This window comes from Vibrio sp. 10N.261.51.F12 (genome assembly GCF_041471725.1).
Classification (GTDB): Bacteria; Pseudomonadota; Gammaproteobacteria; order Enterobacterales; family Vibrionaceae; genus Vibrio.
The window spans coordinates 1-19460 of record NZ_JBFROV010000046.1 but is presented as its reverse complement, the minus strand read 5'-3'; the positions used below and the strand labels follow the sequence as shown (position 1 = coordinate 19460).

Below are 19460 nucleotides of genomic sequence, written 5' to 3'. Positions count from 1 at the left end.
GCCATGCCCATCTGGCATGGCTTTTTCTTGCCATTTCTTTGAACGCTATTGAATACCACTTTCCCTCCTTATTTTGTCGCTGCTTTGTCACTCTCTTCATCTACTTTCTTGCTGATATCCGTGCACTAAATCTCATAAAAAACCATTGAACAACTTTACTGTATAAAGAAACAGTATATACTGACCTTATATACAGTAATGTTGATTTAAACAGGTAACGAAAATGCTGTCTCATCTAAGTGTTAATAATTTTGCTATTGTAAAATCTCTGCAGTTAGAACTCAGTACAGGGATGACAACCATCACTGGAGAAACGGGTGCGGGTAAATCCATCGCGATTGACGCTCTCAGCCTTTGTCTCGGTGGGCGGTCTGACGCTGGTGCGGTAAGAATTGGTGAAGATAAAACCGAAGTCACCGCCGCCTTCATGATTGATGATAATATCCACGCCACCAGATGGTTAGAAGACAACGATCTCTATGATGGTAGTGAATGTATCTTGCGACGAAGCATTACTAAAGAAGGTCGCTCTCGAGCCTTCATTAATGGTAGCCCAGTGCCATTATCCCAACTTAAATCTTTGGGACAAACGCTGATCAACATTCACGGGCAACACGCCCACCATCAACTGATGAAAAGCGACTATCAACTTTCATTACTGGACCAATATTCCGGTCATACCACCTTACAAAAACAAGTCCGTAATAGTTACCAAACTTGGCGAAGCGCCGATATTGCGTTGCGTAAACTCAAAGAAAACAGCGCCAATAACCAAGCTCAGTTGCAGTTACTTGAATATCAAATTAAGGAACTCAATGAGCTCGCTATTGAGGAACAAGAATTTCCAGAACTTGAGCAAGAACACAAGCGCTTAGCCAACAGTGGAGAGCTTGCGACTTCATGCCAACAAGCCATTGATATTATTTACGAAGGTGATGACGTCAATGCACTAGCGTTACTGCAAAGCGCCAGCAGCAAGCTCATTCAACTCTCAGAGCTAGATACTGCGCTTGCACCTTTACCAGCGATGCTAGAAGAAGCCATGATCCAAATTGAAGAAGTGAATGCAGAGCTACGTGATTACCTTGATAAAGTCGACGTGGATCCTGGGCGAATGGCTTATGTGGAATCACGCTTTTCAAAAATCATGTCGCTTGCTCGTAAACATCATGTGCTTCCAGATGAACTTTACCAGCACCATCAAAGCTTACTGACTCAAATAGAACAGCTAGATTGTTCTGAAGAAACCATGTCAGTTAAGGAAGAAGAAGTCGCTGCTCTTTACGAAAAATACACCCGGGTTTGTGAAAAGCTCAGTAAGTCACGTGGCCGTTACGCTAAAGAGCTGAACAAACTCATCTCACAAAGCATGCACGAGCTCAGTATGGATAAAGCTAAATTTGCTATTGATGTGACGTTTCAATCTGAACATCCATCTCCGACCGGAATGGACTCGGTGGTCTTCTTGGTATCAACCAACCCTGGCCAACCCATGCAGCCTATCGCAAAAGTAGCATCTGGTGGTGAGCTATCACGAATTTCCTTGGCTATTCAAGTTATTACGGCTCAGAAAGTCGATACACCTAGCCTCATTTTTGATGAGGTTGATGTGGGCATCAGTGGACCAACAGCGGCCGTAGTCGGACAAATGTTGAGAAAGCTTGGCGAATCCACGCAGGTACTGTGTGTCACTCACTTACCTCAAGTCGCTGGTCATGGTCATCATCAATTATTTGTCACCAAAACAACCAAAGGCAATAAAACTGAAACGAGTATGAATGCGCTAAGTGAACAAGAGCGCATAAGCGAACTCGCTCGCTTATTGGGTGGAAGCCAAATTACAGAGTCTACCCTAGCGAATGCAAAAGAATTATTGATTGCAGCTTAGACGTTAAGTTCCCTAAACCAATAGATTTCAGCAAGGATTGTAATCTGACTCATAAATCAGTGTTCTTTTTACATTATGAAGCAGACATGTTTTTACATCTGCCTCATCCTTGTTTATTATCGGTTAAGTTTAAAAAATCAAAGTTGTAAATTGACGCTATGCAATTAAAAAAGTGGTTGGCAGCAATACCACTCGCCCTAACGTTACTGACGGGTTGTTCAGTAATAGAGAAAATCGTTTATCGTATTGATATCAACCAAGGTAATTTTGTCGAACAAAATGCGGTTGAACAGTTACGTTTTGGTATGACAAGAGAACAGGTTCGCTTTGTTCTTGGATCACCGATGCTTATCGAAAATGGTTACCCTAATACTTGGTATTACGTCTACCATGCGACGAAGGGCCACAATGACCCAGTACAACGAAATCTTGTCGTCGACTTCGACGCCACCGGCACATTAACGACGATTTCTGGTGATTACGAAGCGAGTGATCAGTTTTTCGAAAGCCTGAACTAAATCCAAATAAAAAAGCTCGCATCGCGAGCTTTTTTATTATTTAACATTGTCATACTTGAGGCTTTTCCTCGCACTCTTGTAGCGGCATAAATGACAAGTTACTTACCCGCTTTAGCTTGCTCCGCACGTTTACGTCTAATTTCTTTAGGATCAGCAAGCAAAGGGCGATAGATCTCAATTCTATCTTTATCTCTCACGGTTGCATCTAGTTTTACATTGCGACTAAAAACACCCACTTTATTCATCTTTAAGTCAATCTCAGGGTAGACCGCTAATACCCCTGACTTTTCGATAATCTCTTCTACCGTTAATTCATGATTGACCACGATAGTAAAAACACGTTGCTCTTGAGGTAATGCATACACCACTTCAACGTGGATCAATGGCTGTTCAGCATTCATTTCAATACACCTCTTTCGCACGCTTGGTGAAAGCATTCACCATATTACTGGTGACATCATGGAATATTTTACCGAATGCCAGCTCGATCATCTTGCTAGAAAATTCAAAATCGAGTTTAAGTTCAACCTTGCACGCTTGATCATCCAAAGGAATAAACGACCAAACTCCTTTTAGCGCCTTAAAAGGGCCATCAACCAGTTCCATCAATATCTCGCTGCCTTGAACCAAAGTATTCGCCGTTGTAAACGTCTTACTAATGCCCGCTTTCGATACATCAACCGATGCCACCATGCCAACACACGATGATTCAAGCACTCGAGAGCCGGAGCACCCTGGTAAGAACTCTTGATAACTGGCAACATCATTGACCAAGTTGAACATTTGGTCAGCACTGAACATCACTAACGCTGAACGCTTCACTTGTGGCATAAATACATCTCGTAATAAAAGGCTAGGTTCAATTCTACTGATATCCATGATTCAGCTCAAGCTCCCAACTCATTCAAGACAAATATATCAAAGCACTGGCGAGTCGTGGTAAATTCATAGGGCGGAAACAAAAGCCTTTCCTAAAACTCCAGACTCACCTTATAATGGCGCCACTATGGTAAAAAAGAACTCAAAAAATAAAGCGGGTAGTAACACTATCGCGCAAAACAAAAAGGCTCGCCACGAATATCACATTGAAGATGATATCGAAGCTGGTATTGAGCTACAGGGCTGGGAAGTCAAATCACTTCGTCAGGGCAAAGCTAACATCGTCGAAAGCTACGTTTTTGTACGCGATGGCGAAGCCTACATCAGTGGCATGTCTATTCTCCCGCTAAATCAAGCGTCTACTCATATAGTGGCCGAACCCACACGTGTGCGCAAACTGCTTATGCGCCGCAAGGAGCTCGATAACCTTATCGGTCGTGTCAATCGTGAAGGTATGACACTCATCGCGCTTTCTTTATATTGGTCTCGCTCTTGGGCAAAACTCAAAGTCGGTGTGGCTAAAGGTAAAAAGCTGCACGATAAACGCGAAGATTTAAAAGAAAAAGACTGGGCAAGAGACAAAGCACGAGTTATGAAGAGTAATTTGCGCTAATCTTAACCACTTGAACTTTCAGCTACTAGACAGGCTTAGCTTTTCTGGTACTATGAAAAATAACACTTGGGGCTGATTTAGGATTCGACAGGAATTTTGAAGTCTGAGGTGCATGCCGTGGGGCGGTTGGCCACGTTAAAAGCCGCAAAAAAATAGTCGCAAACGACGAAAACTACGCACTAGCAGCTTAATAACCTGCTGAGAGCCTCTTTGCCCTAGCTTCCGCTTGTAAGACGGGGAATAACAAAGAGTCAAACCCAAACTAGCTAGATCGGATTCTCCCGCCTGAGAGATGAAGTTCGAAATTTAATTCAGGATAGTCATTTACTAGCGTGTCGGTTCGCAGGTACTTGGTGAAATTAAAGATCGACTAAGCATGTAGTACCAATGATGAATGATTTTTGGACGCGGGTTCAACTCCCGCCAGCTCCACCAAACGTTTGGAAAGGCGGTAAGTTATTGACTTACCGCCTTTTTTTGTCTTTATTTTTCGTTCGTGTGCCACTTGTACTAAAAGTTGGTACTAAAAATGCGCTATCTAAAGATATCCTCATCTGGTATTTGGCAGTTCCGGTATCAGATCTCAAAGCAACATAGACCGCTCTTTGATGGAAGAAGAGAGATCAAAAAGTCCCTGAATACCTCTTCCAAGGATTTGGCTATCATAGAAGCTTTAAAGCTGGAGCTAGAGATCAGGCAAGTTATAAACAAGCAATCCAATCCCGAGCTCTTGGCTACTTCAAGTAATATCACTCCAACCATTCACACACCAAAGAGGCAACCAACTAAACTCGCACCAATAAATGCGCTAGGTAAGTACCTCACGTACAAACGAAGTCATATTACCGAAAAAACAGCCATGGCCGCCTACTTAAAGTGTAAAGTGGTACTAGAGCTCTCAGGTAAGCTATCTATCAACCAAATTCGCAGACCAGATGCGGAAAGAGTCCGACAACTACTCTATCATTACCCTACAAATATAAAGAAACACGATGTATTTACGGGACTTTCTGGACTAGAAGCAATTGAAAAAAATAGTGAAATAGGTCTACCCACACTTAGCAATAGCAGTGTGAAAGACTATTTCCAAAAAGCATCTTCATTCTTTACATGGTGTGAGCAAATGGAGTATTGCGATATAAATCCATTTAAGGTTTTCAGATTTACCAGTGATAAAAAGATCAGCGAGGCAAAGAGTGCCTATACCCCTACCCAGTTATCTACTATTTTTAGCTCAGAAATCTATACAAAGCTGAAGTTCAGACACAATTATCAATACTGGCTACCTTTGCTTGCTCGCTACACTGGTGCACGGCTCAATGAGTTAAGCCAACTCTACGTTTGTGACGTAATCCAAGTCGACAACCTATGGGTAATCGATATCAACGATAGTCAACCAAAGCAGCGCCTAAAGAACCTAAATTCCCGCCGTAAAGTCCCATTACACCCTGTTCTCATTAAGCTTGGCTTTATAGACTTTATTAAGACTCTTAAAACACCAAGAATCTTCCCTGAGCTAAAACATGAACGTGATGGATATGGTACCTCTGCATCTAAGTGGTATGGACGTCATAAGAGGGCATTGGGGTTTGGAAGAGGGCTCGATTTCCACTCGTTTCGACATACTTTTGCGACTGAACTAAAGGAACAATTGGTGTCTGAGACCGTTGTAGCAGAACTTATTGGGCACAGTCATGGAAGCATCACTTTCGACAGGTACGGTAAGAATCTGTCCATCAATCTACTGCACGAAAACATCGTAAAGCTAGAGGATAAAGCCACCGAACGTATTCAAACGTTTGTGTGCTTGAACTAAAGTGACTTCAAGGTTCAACAGTTGTGTAGAAGTCGACTATCAAGAGCATGTAAACCAACAAGTTGAGGTTGTTCAAAGGTTGAGTTATTGGAAAGTTGTTAGTATCTAATCAAAAGGCAAGCCCCATTTAAGGGGCTTTCAATGTAGGCTACTGCGGTAGCGGTGTAACAGACTCTATTGGTGCACCCGTTAAGGGTTTGAATAATAAAGCTTTATTCGAGAACCCAAGCACCATTCTCTATCAGAATGGCTCTTCATTATTGCATATGGGGAATGTGTTCTGAAGAATCCTCTTTACCTTGTTTGCTATGTCTGTACTGTAGTGGTACGAGGAATTTAAACTGGATTAATCAGGACATTATCTGCCAGTCATCTAACAGCGATACAATCAGATCTGACAGGTTACTTTAGCTCACTTTTACCCCATTATTAGCTTCACTCGGCTTTTTCCTTTCTTACAATTCAGCATGACACTTCATAAGTGCCCATTCGTCTAAGACCAATTAGCTTTTTTAGCTAATTTTGCTAAAATCTCCAGCGAGCACTATAAATCATATTGAGTACATTATGGACAAAATGATTAGAGAAGATATTAAGAAAGCACTTGCTTCAGCTCCACGGAACGGCTTTATGGCTGAGTTGCACTTGCAGTCGATTAAATACGCTGACGAACTTCAAGACATCACAGCAAAAGAGTTTTGCGAAGAAGTCGGCCTCAAACCCAGCTACGGCACCGAATTTAGCAAAATGAGAAACCTTACCAGCCGATTGAAGCAAGCTGGCTTAGACGTAGATAAAATTTGAGGATCTAAAATGCCCATTTTGAATTGGCTTAACAAAGACGAAGCGATAACAACGTCTCAAAAATGTACTTACAGGCTACTGGAAGAAGTACCAGAGCACTCCTATGGTGATGCCGATAATGAAAATTTACTGATTCAAGGTGATAATCTTGAGGCGCTTAAAGCCTTGATACCTCATTATGCAGGCAAAGTTAAATGTATATTTATTGATCCTCCATACAATACTAAGAGTGCTTTCAAATATTACGATGACAACTTGGAACATAGCCGTTGGCTTTCATTGATCTATCCTCGCTTAGAGTTACTAAGAGAACTGTTATCTGAAGATGGTAGTATTTGGGTTTCCATCGATGACAATGAAGCGCACTATCTAAAGGTAATAATGGATGAGATTTTTGGACGTAATAACTTCATTTGTGATGTAGCTTGGGAAAAGCGTTATGCTCCGCCGCCAGATACCAAAGACCTTGGCTATGTCCATGACCATATTCTTTGTTACCGAAAAAGCTCATCTTTCCAACGAAACTTGTTGCCGATGACAGAGGATCAAACTGGAAGGTATAAGAATCCTGATGAAGACCCGAGAGGGCCTTGGAAGGCTATGGACTATACATGTCGTTATTCCTCAGATGAAAGACCCAATCTGTATTATCCAATCCTACAACCAAATACTGGTGAAGAAATCTGGCCAAGTAAGACCCGTGTATGGGCAATGTCAAAAAAAGTCCACAGTAAACACGTCGCTGAGAATCGTATTTGGTGGGGTAAGTCAGGTAAAAATACTAAGCCAGCATTGAAGAATTTTTTTTCTGAGATAAACAAGGGAATGATGCCCATGTCCCTTTGGAAGCATACTCTTGCAGGCCATACTCAAGATGCAATGAAAGAGATGCTAGCTTTATTTGGTGATGACCCCTTCACAACACCAAAGCCAGAAAAGCTAATTCAAACTGTTCTAACAATCGCAACTAACGAAGGCGATTTAGTCCTTGATTCATTTTTGGGCTCAGGAACTACATCAGCAACAGCTCACAAAATGGGAAGAAGCTTTATTGGGGTAGAAATTGGCGAGCATGCTATTTCCCACTGTGTTCCTCGATTAACACAAGTTATTGATGGTGAATTAGGCGGGATTTCCAGTTCTGTCCAATGGACTGGCGGTGGAGGTTTTCGCTTCTATAAGCTAGGCGAAGCTGTATTCGACGAATACGGTTGCCTCAATACTGACATTAAGTTCCCAACCTTAGCGTCACATATCTGGTATTTAGAAACCAAAACACCACTTGGCAATAAAGCGGATACCCCATTACTGGGGGTCCATAATGACACGGCATACTACTTGCTATATAACGGCATCCTAGGTGATCGCCGACCAGCAGGTGGCAATGTACTAACAAGTAAAGTACTCAACAATTTACCGGACATCGATAAACATGAACGTATCGTGATTTACGGTGAATCTAGTCGTTTAGGTGAGGCTCGCTTGAAGCAAGCTAACATCACGTTTAAGCAGATCCCGTACGACGTCGGCACTCTTTGATAAGGAATCCACAGAATGTTTAAGTTAAAAGGTTATCAACAACGTGCCGTTGATGTGATGCAATCTTTCCTTTCTCACTGCCTAAGCAGCGACAGTGTAGAAGATGCTTACAAATTGGCACTGGAAGAGCAAGAACTCCCCCCACATGCCTATCGTGATTACGGTTTCGAGCAAGTTCCGTATTTTTGTATGCGTATCCCAACTGGTGGTGGTAAAACCGTTCTGGGCTCACATGCTGTTGACGTTGCCGCACGTCATTACCTAGAGACCGAAGCCCCTATTGCACTGTGGCTAGTACCAAGCATCACGATTCGCGATCAAACGGTAGAAGCATTGAAAACACCGGGCCATCCTTATCGTGAAAAACTTGATGCCGCTTTTAATCGCCAAGTACTGGTGCTCGATATTGATGAAGTGACTCAAATTCGGCCACAAGATTTAGGCAACAAAGCTATTGTGGTCGTATCGACCCTAGCTAACCTGAGAGTTACTGACACCTCTGGTCGCAAGGTGTACGCTTATCACGAAAACTTTGAGCCTCACTTTGCCAAGGTTTCTGCAAACCACCCTTCTTTGCCGCTCTTAGAGACGGTTTCTGAGGCTGATGTACAAGAGAATGGTTTGAGTAGTCGTGAGATTGGCAACATCAAATTCTCTTTTGCGAACCTATTAGCCCTGTATCGGCCAGTGGTGATCGTGGATGAAGCTCATAATGCTCGTACCAGCTTAACCTTTGACACCTTGCGACGTGTACACCCTGCTGCTGTCATTGAGTTTACAGCTACACCAAATACCACTAGCGCAAACGGTAGTAACATTCTATTTCACGTCTCAGCGGCCGAATTGAAAGCCGAAGAGATGATTAAATTGCCGATTGTTTTGACAGAGCATCAAAACTGGCAAGATGCAGTTCAGGATGCAGTGATCACACGTAACAAGCTACAGACTGACGCTCAAAAAGATGAGGACTACATCCGCCCAATAGCCTTGTTCCAAGCTGAAAACAAAAAAGGTGAAGTCACTGTTGAAGTACTTAAAGACCACCTGATCAATCAACTTGGCATTACTGAAGATAAGATTGCTGTAGCAACAGGTAGCCAACGAGAATTAGATGGGATCAATCTGTTCGATCAAAATTGCCCAATTGAATACATCATTACTATCGAAGCCCTTAAAGAAGGTTGGGATTGCTCCTTTGCCTACGTATTCTGCTCGGTAAAGCAAGTATCTTCTAGTAAAGATGCTGAACAGCTACTTGGTCGTGTGCTGCGTATGCCGTATGCCAGCCGTCGAGCCATTGAAGACTTGAACCGTGCTTATGCGCATCTTGCGACGTCGAAGTTCGCAAAAGCAGCTCAAGAGCTGACGGATAAGCTCATCGCTATGGGCTTTGAAGAAATGGAGATCGCAGCATTTTTACGAGAGCAGGCTCCGACGGGTGGTCAAGGGGATCTATTTGGTGGTGAGCCGAAGCAAACTCAAGCAAAACCGACACCATCTCCCGCTATTGTAGTAGAGGTTGAGGATCTACCAGACTTAACAATTCTTTCCGAATTAGAGAAGAAACAGATTACGATGACTCGGGATGAGCAAACCGACACCGCAGTAGTCAAAGTGACTGGCGAAGTTTCACCAAGCATACAAAAAGCGCTAACGAAACATGTAAAATCGGGCAAGAAACGTAAAGCCTTTGAACGTGATGTTCGAGTACATAATCAGGCAATCGAAGCTATGAAGGCACCATCAGAACGTGGGGAAAAATTCGGCTCGCTTCCTTATTTGTGCATGATGGAACAAGGCGAGTTGGAACTGGTTGAGTCAGAGGTTTTCCTTCACGCACACAGCTGGAATCTGCTCGACTACCCAGCAGAGTTGACCAACTTTGTAATGAACGAGACAAGCAATAGTTTTGCGATTGACATGGATGGTAAGTCACTCACCTACAAGGTTGCCGACCAAAAGGAAGTCATCGCTTTCAACCAAGGCTTTATTGACGTTACAGAACAAGATCTCGTCCGCTGGCTAGATAGGGAATTGCGACAACCGGACGTGCTGCAACATCAGCTTGTTGGCTTCTTAGGTCGCCTTGTCAAAAATTTGCTTCAAAAACGTAACTTGACCCTTACAGCTTTGGTTCGCAATAAGTTCCCATTGGCCCGTGCTATTCGAGACCTCATCCGCCTGTACCGTAAACAAGCTCAGCGAACTGGGTATCAAGCGTGCTTGTTCGGTGCTGAAAGTACAGCGTGTGTATCCGATGAATTCATGTACCACTTCGAGCCGAGCCATTACCCATCTCGTCCACCTTACTATTCTGGTCGCTACAAATTTCAAAAACATTACTTTCCGCAGAACCTTATTGAGGATCTGAAAGCTACAGGTGAGGAATACGAGTGTGCTAAAGCCATAGATGGTCTACCAGAGGTAAAATATTGGATTCGTAATCTGGTACGCCGGGATCAAGCGTCATTCTGGTTGCCATTGGCTCATAATAAATTTTACCCAGACTTTGTATGTGAACTTAACGATGGACGAATGTTGGTCGTAGAGTACAAAGGTGAAGCATATGTAACCAATGATGACTCAGCGGGAAAGCGTGCTATCGGTGATAAGTGGGCAGAACTGAGCAATGGGAAGTGTCTGTTCATTATGGCTGTTGAACAAGACGGACAAGGCCGCGATGTACGCCAACAGCTCCAAGAGTTAATTTCAACATAAACTGAGATATCTGTAGCTATTTGAGGAATCCTTTACTCGGATTCCTCAACTTTTGTAACTTAATATGCAAATGGAAAATAATCGATGAAACTGATTTTTGTCCAGAAGCGCTTTTTCGTGACATAAGGAACAGTCTGTACGATTAGGTCACGCTTCACCACCACAAGTGTCAGATCGTGTATGAGTCAGCTCTCAAAGATCCAAGTACATCCGCTTGAGCTTCTGCATTAACCTTGCTGCGTGTAAATGACTATTCTGAATTAAGTTTCCCGAATTACCTGTGAATGTAGTAACTATAACTCTCTGAGCAAATGGAGTATTGCTCAAAAGCAGTACCAAAAGAACCTCAGCTCGCGCCGTAAAGCCCCTTCCTCGCTGATTTCATTGAGCTTGGCTTATAGGTCGTCCTATACTACTAAGAGCTTTTGCTTAGCTAAAAGAAAATTCCCCGAAACTGCAGTATCCGAGATCATCGGACACTTTCATGGCAGAACAACTTTTGACCACTTTAGAAAGAGCCTTTCACTAAAATTGCTAATGATCACTACCATAAATCTGAAAGATGAAACGTCCAATGAAGTGAAAAGATATACTACCTTGCGCTGATGGACCAAAAAAACAACCAAAAAGAGGTCTGACCAGTTTATTTTTTGGTTTTAAGGCTCCTTTCTTAATATGTGCATAAAGCATATAAATATAGACTTAATGTCTAGTCTAAATATTAGAGTTTTTTAAACTTTTTAAACTATAGAAAACTTTAAAAAATAAAAAAAGTCATGTAAAAACAAATAACCACGCAATGATTAATCAAACACTTAGCATTATGTTTAAGTGTTTTTTAGTTATTATTCAGAACTTAAAAAACAACCCAAAACATAAGCTATACCGACTCATGATCAAGTGTTTTTTTACTTTAAAAACAGTAGTTTACAAACTTGATTAAGATCAACCTATATAGCTTTTGTGCCACGGAGGGGATTGAATACGATTCTATTTGCTCACATCATAATAATCGAAAAGACAGTAAATTTGTCGACTAAGGTTATTTCAGGAGCAATAATGAAAACCCTCATTAAATACATCAAACATAAATTTACAGGTGATAACCCTATAGATTATTGGGTTAACGAGTATCGGAAATATCTTCTTGGTGAAGGCCAAGAATTACACACCGTCGATGAAAACATCGCAAAAATCTCTCAAGTATTGTTTCTGACCAATAAAGAGCAAATCTCTGACATTCGTGGGAAAGATGCGCTAATGGCTAAGCGCTTGTTAATGCAAGTACCTTCTAATGTACACAAGAAGAAGTGCTTTAAGGACCTAGATTTGTTTCAGGCGATCGCCATAAATAAGGCACTAAATGAGCAAGTACTAGCACCAGCTACAGTAAGGGGCAAGATTCAAGCATGTTCTTCTTTTTTCAAATACTTACAGAAAATGGAGGTCACTGACATAAACCCTTTCTGTGGTATGAAGGTGAAAGCAGGTAAGTCTGAAACCCCAAATCAACGCTTTCCTCTTACCGAGGCGCAACTGGTTATTTTGTTCAAGTTTGGTTGGTTCACATCTGGTACCCCAAAAAAACCATATCACTACTGGGTTCCGTTGTTATTGCGCTATACAGGTGCACGTCTGAACGAGGTATGTCAACTCAGGGCTGAAAATATCATTCAGCGTAATAACATTTGGTACATCCTCATTACCGATGAGGGTGAGGAACAGCGAGTCAAGACGAAAAATTCAGTTCGTCAGGTTCCAATCGCCAAAGAGCTACTCCGGCTAGGGTTCATTGAATTCGCCACAAATTTAAGTGGCGAGCTATTTCCAGAACTACCTGTTCGCAAAGGTATGAAAAGTACGAACGCGACTAAATGGGCTCAATACTGGCGGGATAAAAATGGGTTTGGAACTGGACATGATCTGCATTCGCTGCGACACAATTTTACGTCAGAGCTGATGAAATCCGGTATCAAGGAAGAACTCGCAAACGCACTAGTTGGGCACAGCAAGCACGGGTTTACCTACTCGACCTATGGTCATTCATATCCTCTTGATTTGCTTGCGGAATGCGTGAATACAATCGATACATCCTTTACAAAACACGTCACACCTTACCATCAGTAACACTGGGAACGCTCAATGATGAATTTTGAACTTGTCGAGAGACTCTACAATGCCATACAACCAAAGAAGACAGCACCTCAACAAGAATCGGCTGTAATTACAAAGGGGTCTACGGCTTGCTCGAATAAACAGGATGCCAAGAACGGTACAGTGGCTAGTAACGGTGTCAATGACTCTAATGTAGCGGTTAGTTATCCACCTAAACATGTTGTCAACCATGCTGAGATATCTTCTACCCCTCCGGTATTACTGCCAGCGGCTGAACTACAGGCAACAAGTTATGAATGGCAACAGCCTAAGCCATTAACAACCGAGATGATCGCAGTACCGCCTTTCGATATTGATTTGCTGCCCTCATCAATGCAGAAGTTTGCAACACGTGAGGCGCAACGCATGGATAATGCGCCCGTGGACTATATTGCTATATCTCTACTCGTCTGTATCGGGGCATTGGTCGGTCAATCGGTTGAGATTCAACCTAAAGAGTTTGATACAGGGTGGAAGGTGAGCCCAATACTATGGGGAATGGTTATTGGTACTCCTTCAATGAAAAAAACACCCAGCATGGAAGCTGCAATGGCATTCCTACATGACGTGCAACAAAAGATCATCGACCCAATGAACATTGCTAGTGCCGAATACGCAGAAGTAAAACGTGAGTTGGTTGAGAGCCAGAAAAATGAAATGAAATCTGAGCTTAAATCCTTGCTTTCCGAAGGGCGTGAACAAGAAGCAAGGGAGCTTTCAGACAAAATTGCGAATACAGATGAACCTCAAGCATTAGTGAGAGCTTTAATAGCTAATGATACAACGATCGAGGCTCTACTGATTAAGCTTGTAGGCAACCCGAACGGCCTACTTTTATTCCGTGATGAATTGGTAGGTTGGCTGAAAGAGCTGGCTAAAAATGGACGAGAACATGAGCGTGCGATGTATTTGCAGGCATTCAATGCATCAAAGTCGCCTTATGTAGTGGAGAGAGTTGGTCGAGAAAACATCGTAATTCCCTCTCTAGCAGTTTCAATTCTCGGAGGAATACAACCATCTCGGTTATCAGAAGTATTGCAAGACCGAAACTCTGGAAAAGGGAATGATGGGTTGTTTGAGCGATTTCAACTGGCTGTTTTTCCTGAATCAAATCAAGGTTCCTATACGGATGTTGCTCCAGACCATGAGCACAAAGAAGTTGTGTCCAGTATCTTCATGAAACTGGCTAATGTTGAACACAATGAAACTGAAACTTGCAGGTTCAATAGTGATGCACAACTATTGTGGGGAAGCTGGTCAGAAGAGTTCGCAACAAAGATTCGAGACATGGATGAGAGTTGGCAGGCTATTAAAGGAAAACACCCTGCTTTGGTGGCAAAGTTATCATTGATTTTCCATCTAATTGAGGAAGCTGAAAACTGTGCGGATATTAAATCCTCTGACTCCAAACGAATTCGAGTTCATAACCTTGAAAGAGCTATCAAATGGCTAGAATATCTCGATGCCCATATGCAAAAAATAATTCAAATTGGAAAACACTCTTCACAAAAGAAGAACTCAAGTCCAGCACGATCTCTGCTAGAGAGGCTTGATAAATTTGATGGCTCATTCACCAAGCAGCAGCTAGCACAGAAGGGATGGAGCAACCTCACGGCGAAGAACTCAAGGGAAGAGGCTCTAGATGAGCTTGAATCCAAAGGTTACATCAGGTGGGTTGAGTCCCCGAGAAAGCAGTTTGAGATTCATCCCGAATTCCGATAGAAAATAACCAACCTACAACACCTACGAATTTCTAAAAAATGTAGGGATTGTAGGTTCTTTTTTCAATCCCTGAAACTTTGGTTATCGCTTTTCATATCAATCGCGAGTCGGCAATAAATGAAATTTATTGTTGGATCGTGGTTAACACTCTCACTCAAATCACAGCATTGGGGAAACTAGTTATGAGTTTAGCTGATGAAACGATTCAAGTTTGCCCCTCCCCAGTATCTAACAGAAATAATTTTGTGTAAGTCATGAAAGAGAACCCCCTGAAGTAGCGATAGGCATAATTCAGGGGACAACATCATAATAACGATCAACTGTCTGATAGGTTGACACTATTTCATTTCAAGCCTCTGCTTTGTACTAGTGGTCACTTCAACACTATTAGGAGAAGGGTAGATAACTGCAGTTGCCATTACTCTTGTGGCTATATCTTTAACAATCGAAATCGCCTTAGCATCAATTTCTGTTTTTACATCTAAAGGGAAAAGCTGATTGCTCACATCTAAGATGATTTGATCTAGTAAGTTTAGCGACAACAGATTCAACTCTAGAACCTCTAATAACCACTCATATCTGGGTGTGTTAGCTTCCTGATCTTTTTTGCTTACGAAACCTGCATTTTGACAATGCATCAACACAACCAAACGGATTTGTTCTGACTTCATTTCTGGTGTCGCCATGCTATTGGCTAAGTTCTTCTCAAAATTCTGTTTTTCCATGATTTTCTTAAAACATACAAATTGAGTAGAAGTAGTTCAACTTTTTTTAGGGGGAGTTGAGAGGGGGTACCCCAATCTCACCAGAAGCAAAATACTCAGCGAAGCACGAGGTTTGCCTATCTGGAATACTCATGAATACAACACGATTGAAATAGGTTGTTTGAATTTATATGCTTTAGGAAAAGTATGATTAAAAACTGGACGATAACAACCGAGGCAACAAAACATGGCACCGATGGGGTAATGGCAAGAGAGCGTTACCTATTAGCTGAAAACCACCCAAATCACCGCACTACAGAAGCTATAGTTTCATTGTTCGGAAGCGCTAAAACCTCACAAAGGATTGCTCTAGTTGGGGAGCAGTTCCGAGTAAAGCAGCACCTTAATCGCAAGGGTGGTAGGCCTATATCCAGCTATGCTATGGAGTATGTTTTAACCTTACCGAGAGGCCATCGACCAACACCTGAAAATTGGAAAGCAATCATAAGTGATTGCTGTTTAGCAATTAGTAAGCTGCTAGAGCTCAAACCTGAAGAGTTAAAACAATTCAAGTATCAGATCCGTGCTGTATTACATCAGCAAAAGCAATCTGGTACTCGTGGGGCTGGAGATCATGTTCATCTCATAATCGGAAAGGTTTTAAACGGTAAAGTATTAAGAAAACTACAACAAAAGAAGTGTACCGCTTTGCTAAAACAGGCTTTTAATGCAGCAGTACTTAAACATACAGGCTTAGACCACAAAGAATATAAGCCTCACGAGAAGGCTCGAGGAAGGCGACTTGAAGCATGGAAATATAGAGAGCAAAAAGCAGCTGAGGCTAAAGATGCTCAACTTCTTATCATTAAGTTACAAACACAAGCAGATAAGTGGTTTCAAGCCAAGGAAGAAAATGATTATCGCCAGCAAAATAGGCAGATCAATCGACTAATCAAAACCTTTGAAGAGTTATCTACTGCTGAACTACCCAGCCATCAAAGAAAGCAAGTAACCCAATTGAGAAGTGAGTTAGAAGCAAGATCTAAACGAAAGCTAGACCCAAAATAAACGGACGCGGGTTCAACTCCTAAGTAGGGAGCTGAACCCATCAAATAACCATTCTATTGATTTCTTAACTACGACCATCAACTTACTCATTGAAAACACCTACAAAACCTACTAATGTATGGTACTAATTCGTTAATTAGCACACGAACAAAAAATCGCAAAGCATTGAATTCAATGACTTATAAGGTGTTTCATGGCAACTCCCGCCAGCTCCACCAATTCAACATTTAAAGACGTCCACGGGCGTCTTTTTTTGTGCCTGTAACTTATTAAAATCAACAACTTACAATCCACCACTATCCACTGAGGTTTACTTTTGTTCGGTAACAGCTCAAGATAATAAACACCCAGATAGACACCCAAAACAAAAAGGTGCCATTCTTGGGTGTCTATTTTTGTATGGGGATGTTGATTATGGCAAGAAGAGTTACACAACTAACTGCAACAGAAGTAAAACAAGCCAAACCGAAAGATAAAGATTACGACCTTTACGATGGTAACGGCTTACAGCTACGAGTGAGGAAGAACGCCAATAAAGTCTGGTGCCTGATCTATAAACACCCCGTCTCACTAAAACGAATTCGTATGACTCTTGGCAACTATCCGGATCTATCACTTGCGATAGTAAGAAAAATTGCAGCAGAACATCGTGAATTGATTAGCCAAGGTATCGACCCCAAAGAACATAGGCAAAAGAAACAAGAAGAAAATATTGCCATCACTGTGCATACATTACGCAATGTATCTGAGAGCTGGTTTGACAAGAAAAAGAAGAAAGTCACCCCGGATCACGCTGATGATATTTGGCGCTCATTCGAGCTGCACCTTTTCCCGTCTTTGGGAAAAACTCCGGTATCCCAAATATCTGCACCAATGGTGATAAAAGTACTACGCCCACTAGAAATAAAAGGCAACTTAGAAACACTAAAAAGAGTCGCTCAACGACTCAATGAAGTGATGATTTTTTCTGTGAACACTGGCCTAGTACACGCCAACCCTCTTGCTGGAATTCGCGCAGCTTTCGATACACCATCCAAAAAGAACATGGCTACCATCGAACCTGCTGAGCTTCCAGACTTAATGAGCGCATTAAATCAAGCGAGTATTAAAATCCAAACACGGTGCCTTATTGAATGGCAACTACATACTTTAGCGCGACCAAGTGAAGCCAGTGGTACACGTTGGGACGAAATTGATTTTGAAAACAATCTCTGGATTATTCCTGCTGAAAGAATGAAAAAGCGCAAAGAACATAGAATACCACTAACAGACCAAACGTTGGCAATCCTAACAATCATGCAGGCATTATCTGGTCACTCCGTCTACGTGTTCTCTAGTGCTAGTGACCCCAAGAAAGCGATGAATAGCCAAACTGCAAACATGGCACTTAAACGTATGGGTTATGCAGGAAAACTTCACGCTCATGGACTAAGAGCCCTCGCCTCTACAACTCTCAATGAACAAAGCTTTGAGTCCGACTTAATTGAAGCGGCCTTAGCTCATATCGATAAAAATGAAGTACGTGCTACGTACAATCGAACTGATTACCTAGAGCGCCGCCGTCCTATGATGCACTGGTGGAGTGAACATATCGAAACAGCAGCTCAAGGAACTGGCTCACTAACGGGTAGGAAAGCCATTAAAGTTGTTGGTGAAAACTTTTAGCTTTATAGCTTCAATCACAGTTTAATAAACTGATTAAAACTGACCGACAGCATTTCTATGTTTGTTTGCATAGATAGCTTTCGGCTCTTCAACATCTAACGATTGATTCCCATTCTTCATTTTTTCTATTGCTAACTGTAGCTCGTTAATCTCAGAACTTTTAACAATAATTTCTTTTGCATGTTTTGTTTCTAACTCTTCAACAAGTTTATCCAATCGCTCAATTTCTTGATTCATATTGTCAAACTTATCTTTAATCGACTCCGCTTGTTGAATCATGTGCACGTCATTTACCGACCTATTTAATAGATTCTCAACCACGTTTTTTATTGATGAATTACGACTTTTTGACATTATCTCTACTAATGAGTAGGTCTCATTAGTAGAGATACAGACTTTGGTTTTATCTTCTTCCTTGCTACTTTCGTGCGCCATGCACTTCGAGCACTTCTCAATAGTTCTCGATGGGATATATCACTAACACTCAAACCTTTAAGGAACTCCTGCGCACTCGTTCCTTCTAACCACGATCTAGCAACATCAACCCCATATACGCCAGAGAGCCCTTTGGCCTTTTTTAGCAAGTATCCCTTAGCCCACTGCTCTTGAGCCTTAGATTTGGTTAACCAAGATTGTAAGTCATCTTTACCATTCATACTCAATGTCTCAATTGTTCATATCACACCATCTTAACTTACTTAGGAAATTTTAACGTGACAGTATCATCAGATTTGTTGAGTACTACTTTAAATACCATGTGAAGTACGTAGTATTCGATCTCTATTTAATACCTATTACCAACCCCTTCTATTACTAGGTTTATCTAATGAAGAGCCTGAAATTGATACTGAACTTCTTATTAAGTCTTGATAATAATCCTAACGTCACAGCCTTATCACCTGAAGCTAAAATGGTTTGGATTAAGCTGCTTCTATACTCAAACACCTCCTCCTTTGAGCTAAAGAGCACAACTAAGGAAATAAGGCTTTCATTGGGGCTAAGCCAGAGCACGTTAAGTAAAGCCATCGAGGAACTTGAGTGTGGAGAACTTCTGGTAAGGAGGGACAGGAAGACACCAAAGGGTAGTCACAGTTATCATTATAAAGTAACGCCACCTATCGATAGAGTTAACAACATCGATAAAAGCTCACCATTCTGCAAACTAGCACCTCAAATCATATCGGGCACAAATTTTCCAAGCAAAATCAACCTCGCTAATAGATTAGTTTTACTATTGCTAATTTATCACTCTAATGACTTTGGCTACGTTGATACACTCAGTAGAAAAAAGATTGGAAGACTCGCAGGAATGAGCCCGGTTCGAGTAAGGGGCCATCAAAAAAAATTATATGATTTTGGCTTTCTAGATTTA

The 19460-nt window shown here is 41.8% G+C and carries 17 protein-coding genes and 1 other RNA gene; 13 read left to right on the top strand and 5 right to left on the bottom strand.

The genetic code is table 11. The annotated features are described in order from the left end of the window. Nucleotides 1–223: 223 nt before the first annotated feature. Nucleotides 224–1888: a DNA repair protein RecN gene (gene recN / locus AB4405_RS21805; protein WP_372062810.1), complete on the top strand. Its 1665-nt coding sequence runs from the start codon at nucleotides 224–226 to the stop codon at nucleotides 1886–1888. Between the two features lie 158 nt (nucleotides 1889–2046). Then, complete coding sequence (bamE, locus tag AB4405_RS21800; RefSeq protein WP_372062809.1) at nucleotides 2047–2406, top strand: outer membrane protein assembly factor BamE; 360 nt, start codon at nucleotides 2047–2049, stop codon at nucleotides 2404–2406. A gap of 98 nt (nucleotides 2407–2504) precedes the next feature. Here bamE and AB4405_RS21795 read toward each other — a convergent pair whose 3' ends face one another. Both AB4405_RS21795 and AB4405_RS21790 read right to left on the bottom strand, forming a co-directional pair. Then, nucleotides 2505–2807, bottom strand: a complete 303-nt coding sequence (locus tag AB4405_RS21795; protein ID WP_372062808.1) for an RnfH family protein — start codon at nucleotides 2805–2807, stop codon at nucleotides 2505–2507. 1 nt (nucleotide 2808) lies between these two features. Next, nucleotides 2809–3237 carry an SRPBCC family protein gene (locus AB4405_RS21790; RefSeq protein WP_372062850.1) on the bottom strand — a complete coding sequence of 143 codons (429 nt, stop codon included), beginning with the start codon at nucleotides 3235–3237 and terminating at the stop codon, nucleotides 2809–2811. Nucleotides 3238–3412: 175 nt separating this feature from the next. On the opposite strand from AB4405_RS21790, the gene smpB reads away from it, so the two are divergent. From smpB to AB4405_RS21750, 8 genes are all read left to right on the top strand, one after another. Then, entirely contained in the window at nucleotides 3413–3898 is a 486-nt protein-coding gene (smpB, locus tag AB4405_RS21785; RefSeq protein WP_102469622.1) for an SsrA-binding protein SmpB, read from the top strand. Nucleotides 3899–3966: 68 nt separating this feature from the next. After that, nucleotides 3967–4333, top strand: a transfer-messenger RNA (tmRNA) gene (gene ssrA, locus AB4405_RS21780). 94 nt (nucleotides 4334–4427) lie between these two features. Then, nucleotides 4428–5714, top strand: coding sequence for a tyrosine-type recombinase/integrase (locus AB4405_RS21775; protein WP_372062807.1), 1287 nt, complete (start codon nucleotides 4428–4430; stop codon nucleotides 5712–5714). 567 nt (nucleotides 5715–6281) lie between these two features. Further along, a complete protein-coding gene (locus AB4405_RS21770) occupies nucleotides 6282–6518 on the top strand; it encodes a transcription factor (protein WP_372062806.1) in 237 nt (78 codons plus the stop codon). A 9-nt stretch (nucleotides 6519–6527) separates the two neighbouring features. Continuing rightward, nucleotides 6528–8057, top strand: coding sequence for a site-specific DNA-methyltransferase (locus AB4405_RS21765; protein WP_372062805.1), 1530 nt, complete (start codon nucleotides 6528–6530; stop codon nucleotides 8055–8057). A 15-nt stretch (nucleotides 8058–8072) separates the two neighbouring features. Then, complete coding sequence (locus AB4405_RS21760) at nucleotides 8073–10775, top strand: DEAD/DEAH box helicase (protein WP_372062804.1); 2703 nt, start codon at nucleotides 8073–8075, stop codon at nucleotides 10773–10775. 1059 nt (nucleotides 10776–11834) lie between these two features. After that, the gene (locus AB4405_RS21755) at nucleotides 11835–12902 is read left to right on the top strand and encodes a site-specific integrase (RefSeq protein WP_372062803.1); all 1068 of its coding nucleotides are present in this window, start codon (nucleotides 11835–11837) and stop codon (nucleotides 12900–12902) included. Between the two features lie 15 nt (nucleotides 12903–12917). Then, complete coding sequence (locus AB4405_RS21750) at nucleotides 12918–14651, top strand: YfjI family protein (protein ID WP_372062802.1); 1734 nt, start codon at nucleotides 12918–12920, stop codon at nucleotides 14649–14651. A gap of 338 nt (nucleotides 14652–14989) precedes the next feature. Here the strand turns inward: AB4405_RS21750 and AB4405_RS21745 are convergent, their stop codons facing one another. After that, a complete protein-coding gene (locus AB4405_RS21745) occupies nucleotides 14990–15376 on the bottom strand; it encodes a hypothetical protein (RefSeq protein ID WP_372062801.1) in 387 nt (128 codons plus the stop codon). A 186-nt stretch (nucleotides 15377–15562) separates the two neighbouring features. Here AB4405_RS21745 and AB4405_RS21740 point away from each other — a divergent pair, with 186 nt between their 5' ends. Together AB4405_RS21740 and AB4405_RS21735 are read left to right on the top strand one after the other, a co-directional pair. Further along, nucleotides 15563–16423: a hypothetical protein gene (locus AB4405_RS21740; protein WP_372062800.1), complete on the top strand. Its 861-nt coding sequence runs from the start codon at nucleotides 15563–15565 to the stop codon at nucleotides 16421–16423. 414 nt (nucleotides 16424–16837) lie between these two features. Beyond that, the gene (locus AB4405_RS21735; RefSeq protein ID WP_372062799.1) at nucleotides 16838–18088 is read left to right on the top strand and encodes an integrase domain-containing protein; all 1251 of its coding nucleotides are present in this window, start codon (nucleotides 16838–16840) and stop codon (nucleotides 18086–18088) included. A 33-nt stretch (nucleotides 18089–18121) separates the two neighbouring features. Here AB4405_RS21735 and AB4405_RS21730 read toward each other — a convergent pair whose 3' ends face one another. Further along, a complete protein-coding gene (locus AB4405_RS21730) occupies nucleotides 18122–18367 on the bottom strand; it encodes a hypothetical protein (RefSeq protein WP_372062798.1) in 246 nt (81 codons plus the stop codon). 83 nt (nucleotides 18368–18450) lie between these two features. Beyond that, complete coding sequence (locus tag AB4405_RS21725; RefSeq protein ID WP_372062797.1) at nucleotides 18451–18744, bottom strand: hypothetical protein; 294 nt, start codon at nucleotides 18742–18744, stop codon at nucleotides 18451–18453. 170 nt (nucleotides 18745–18914) lie between these two features. Between AB4405_RS21725 and AB4405_RS21720 the strand changes: the two genes are divergently transcribed. Continuing rightward, nucleotides 18915–19460: LysR family transcriptional regulator (locus AB4405_RS21720; protein WP_372062796.1), on the top strand; the 546-nt coding region annotated here is incomplete at its 3' end.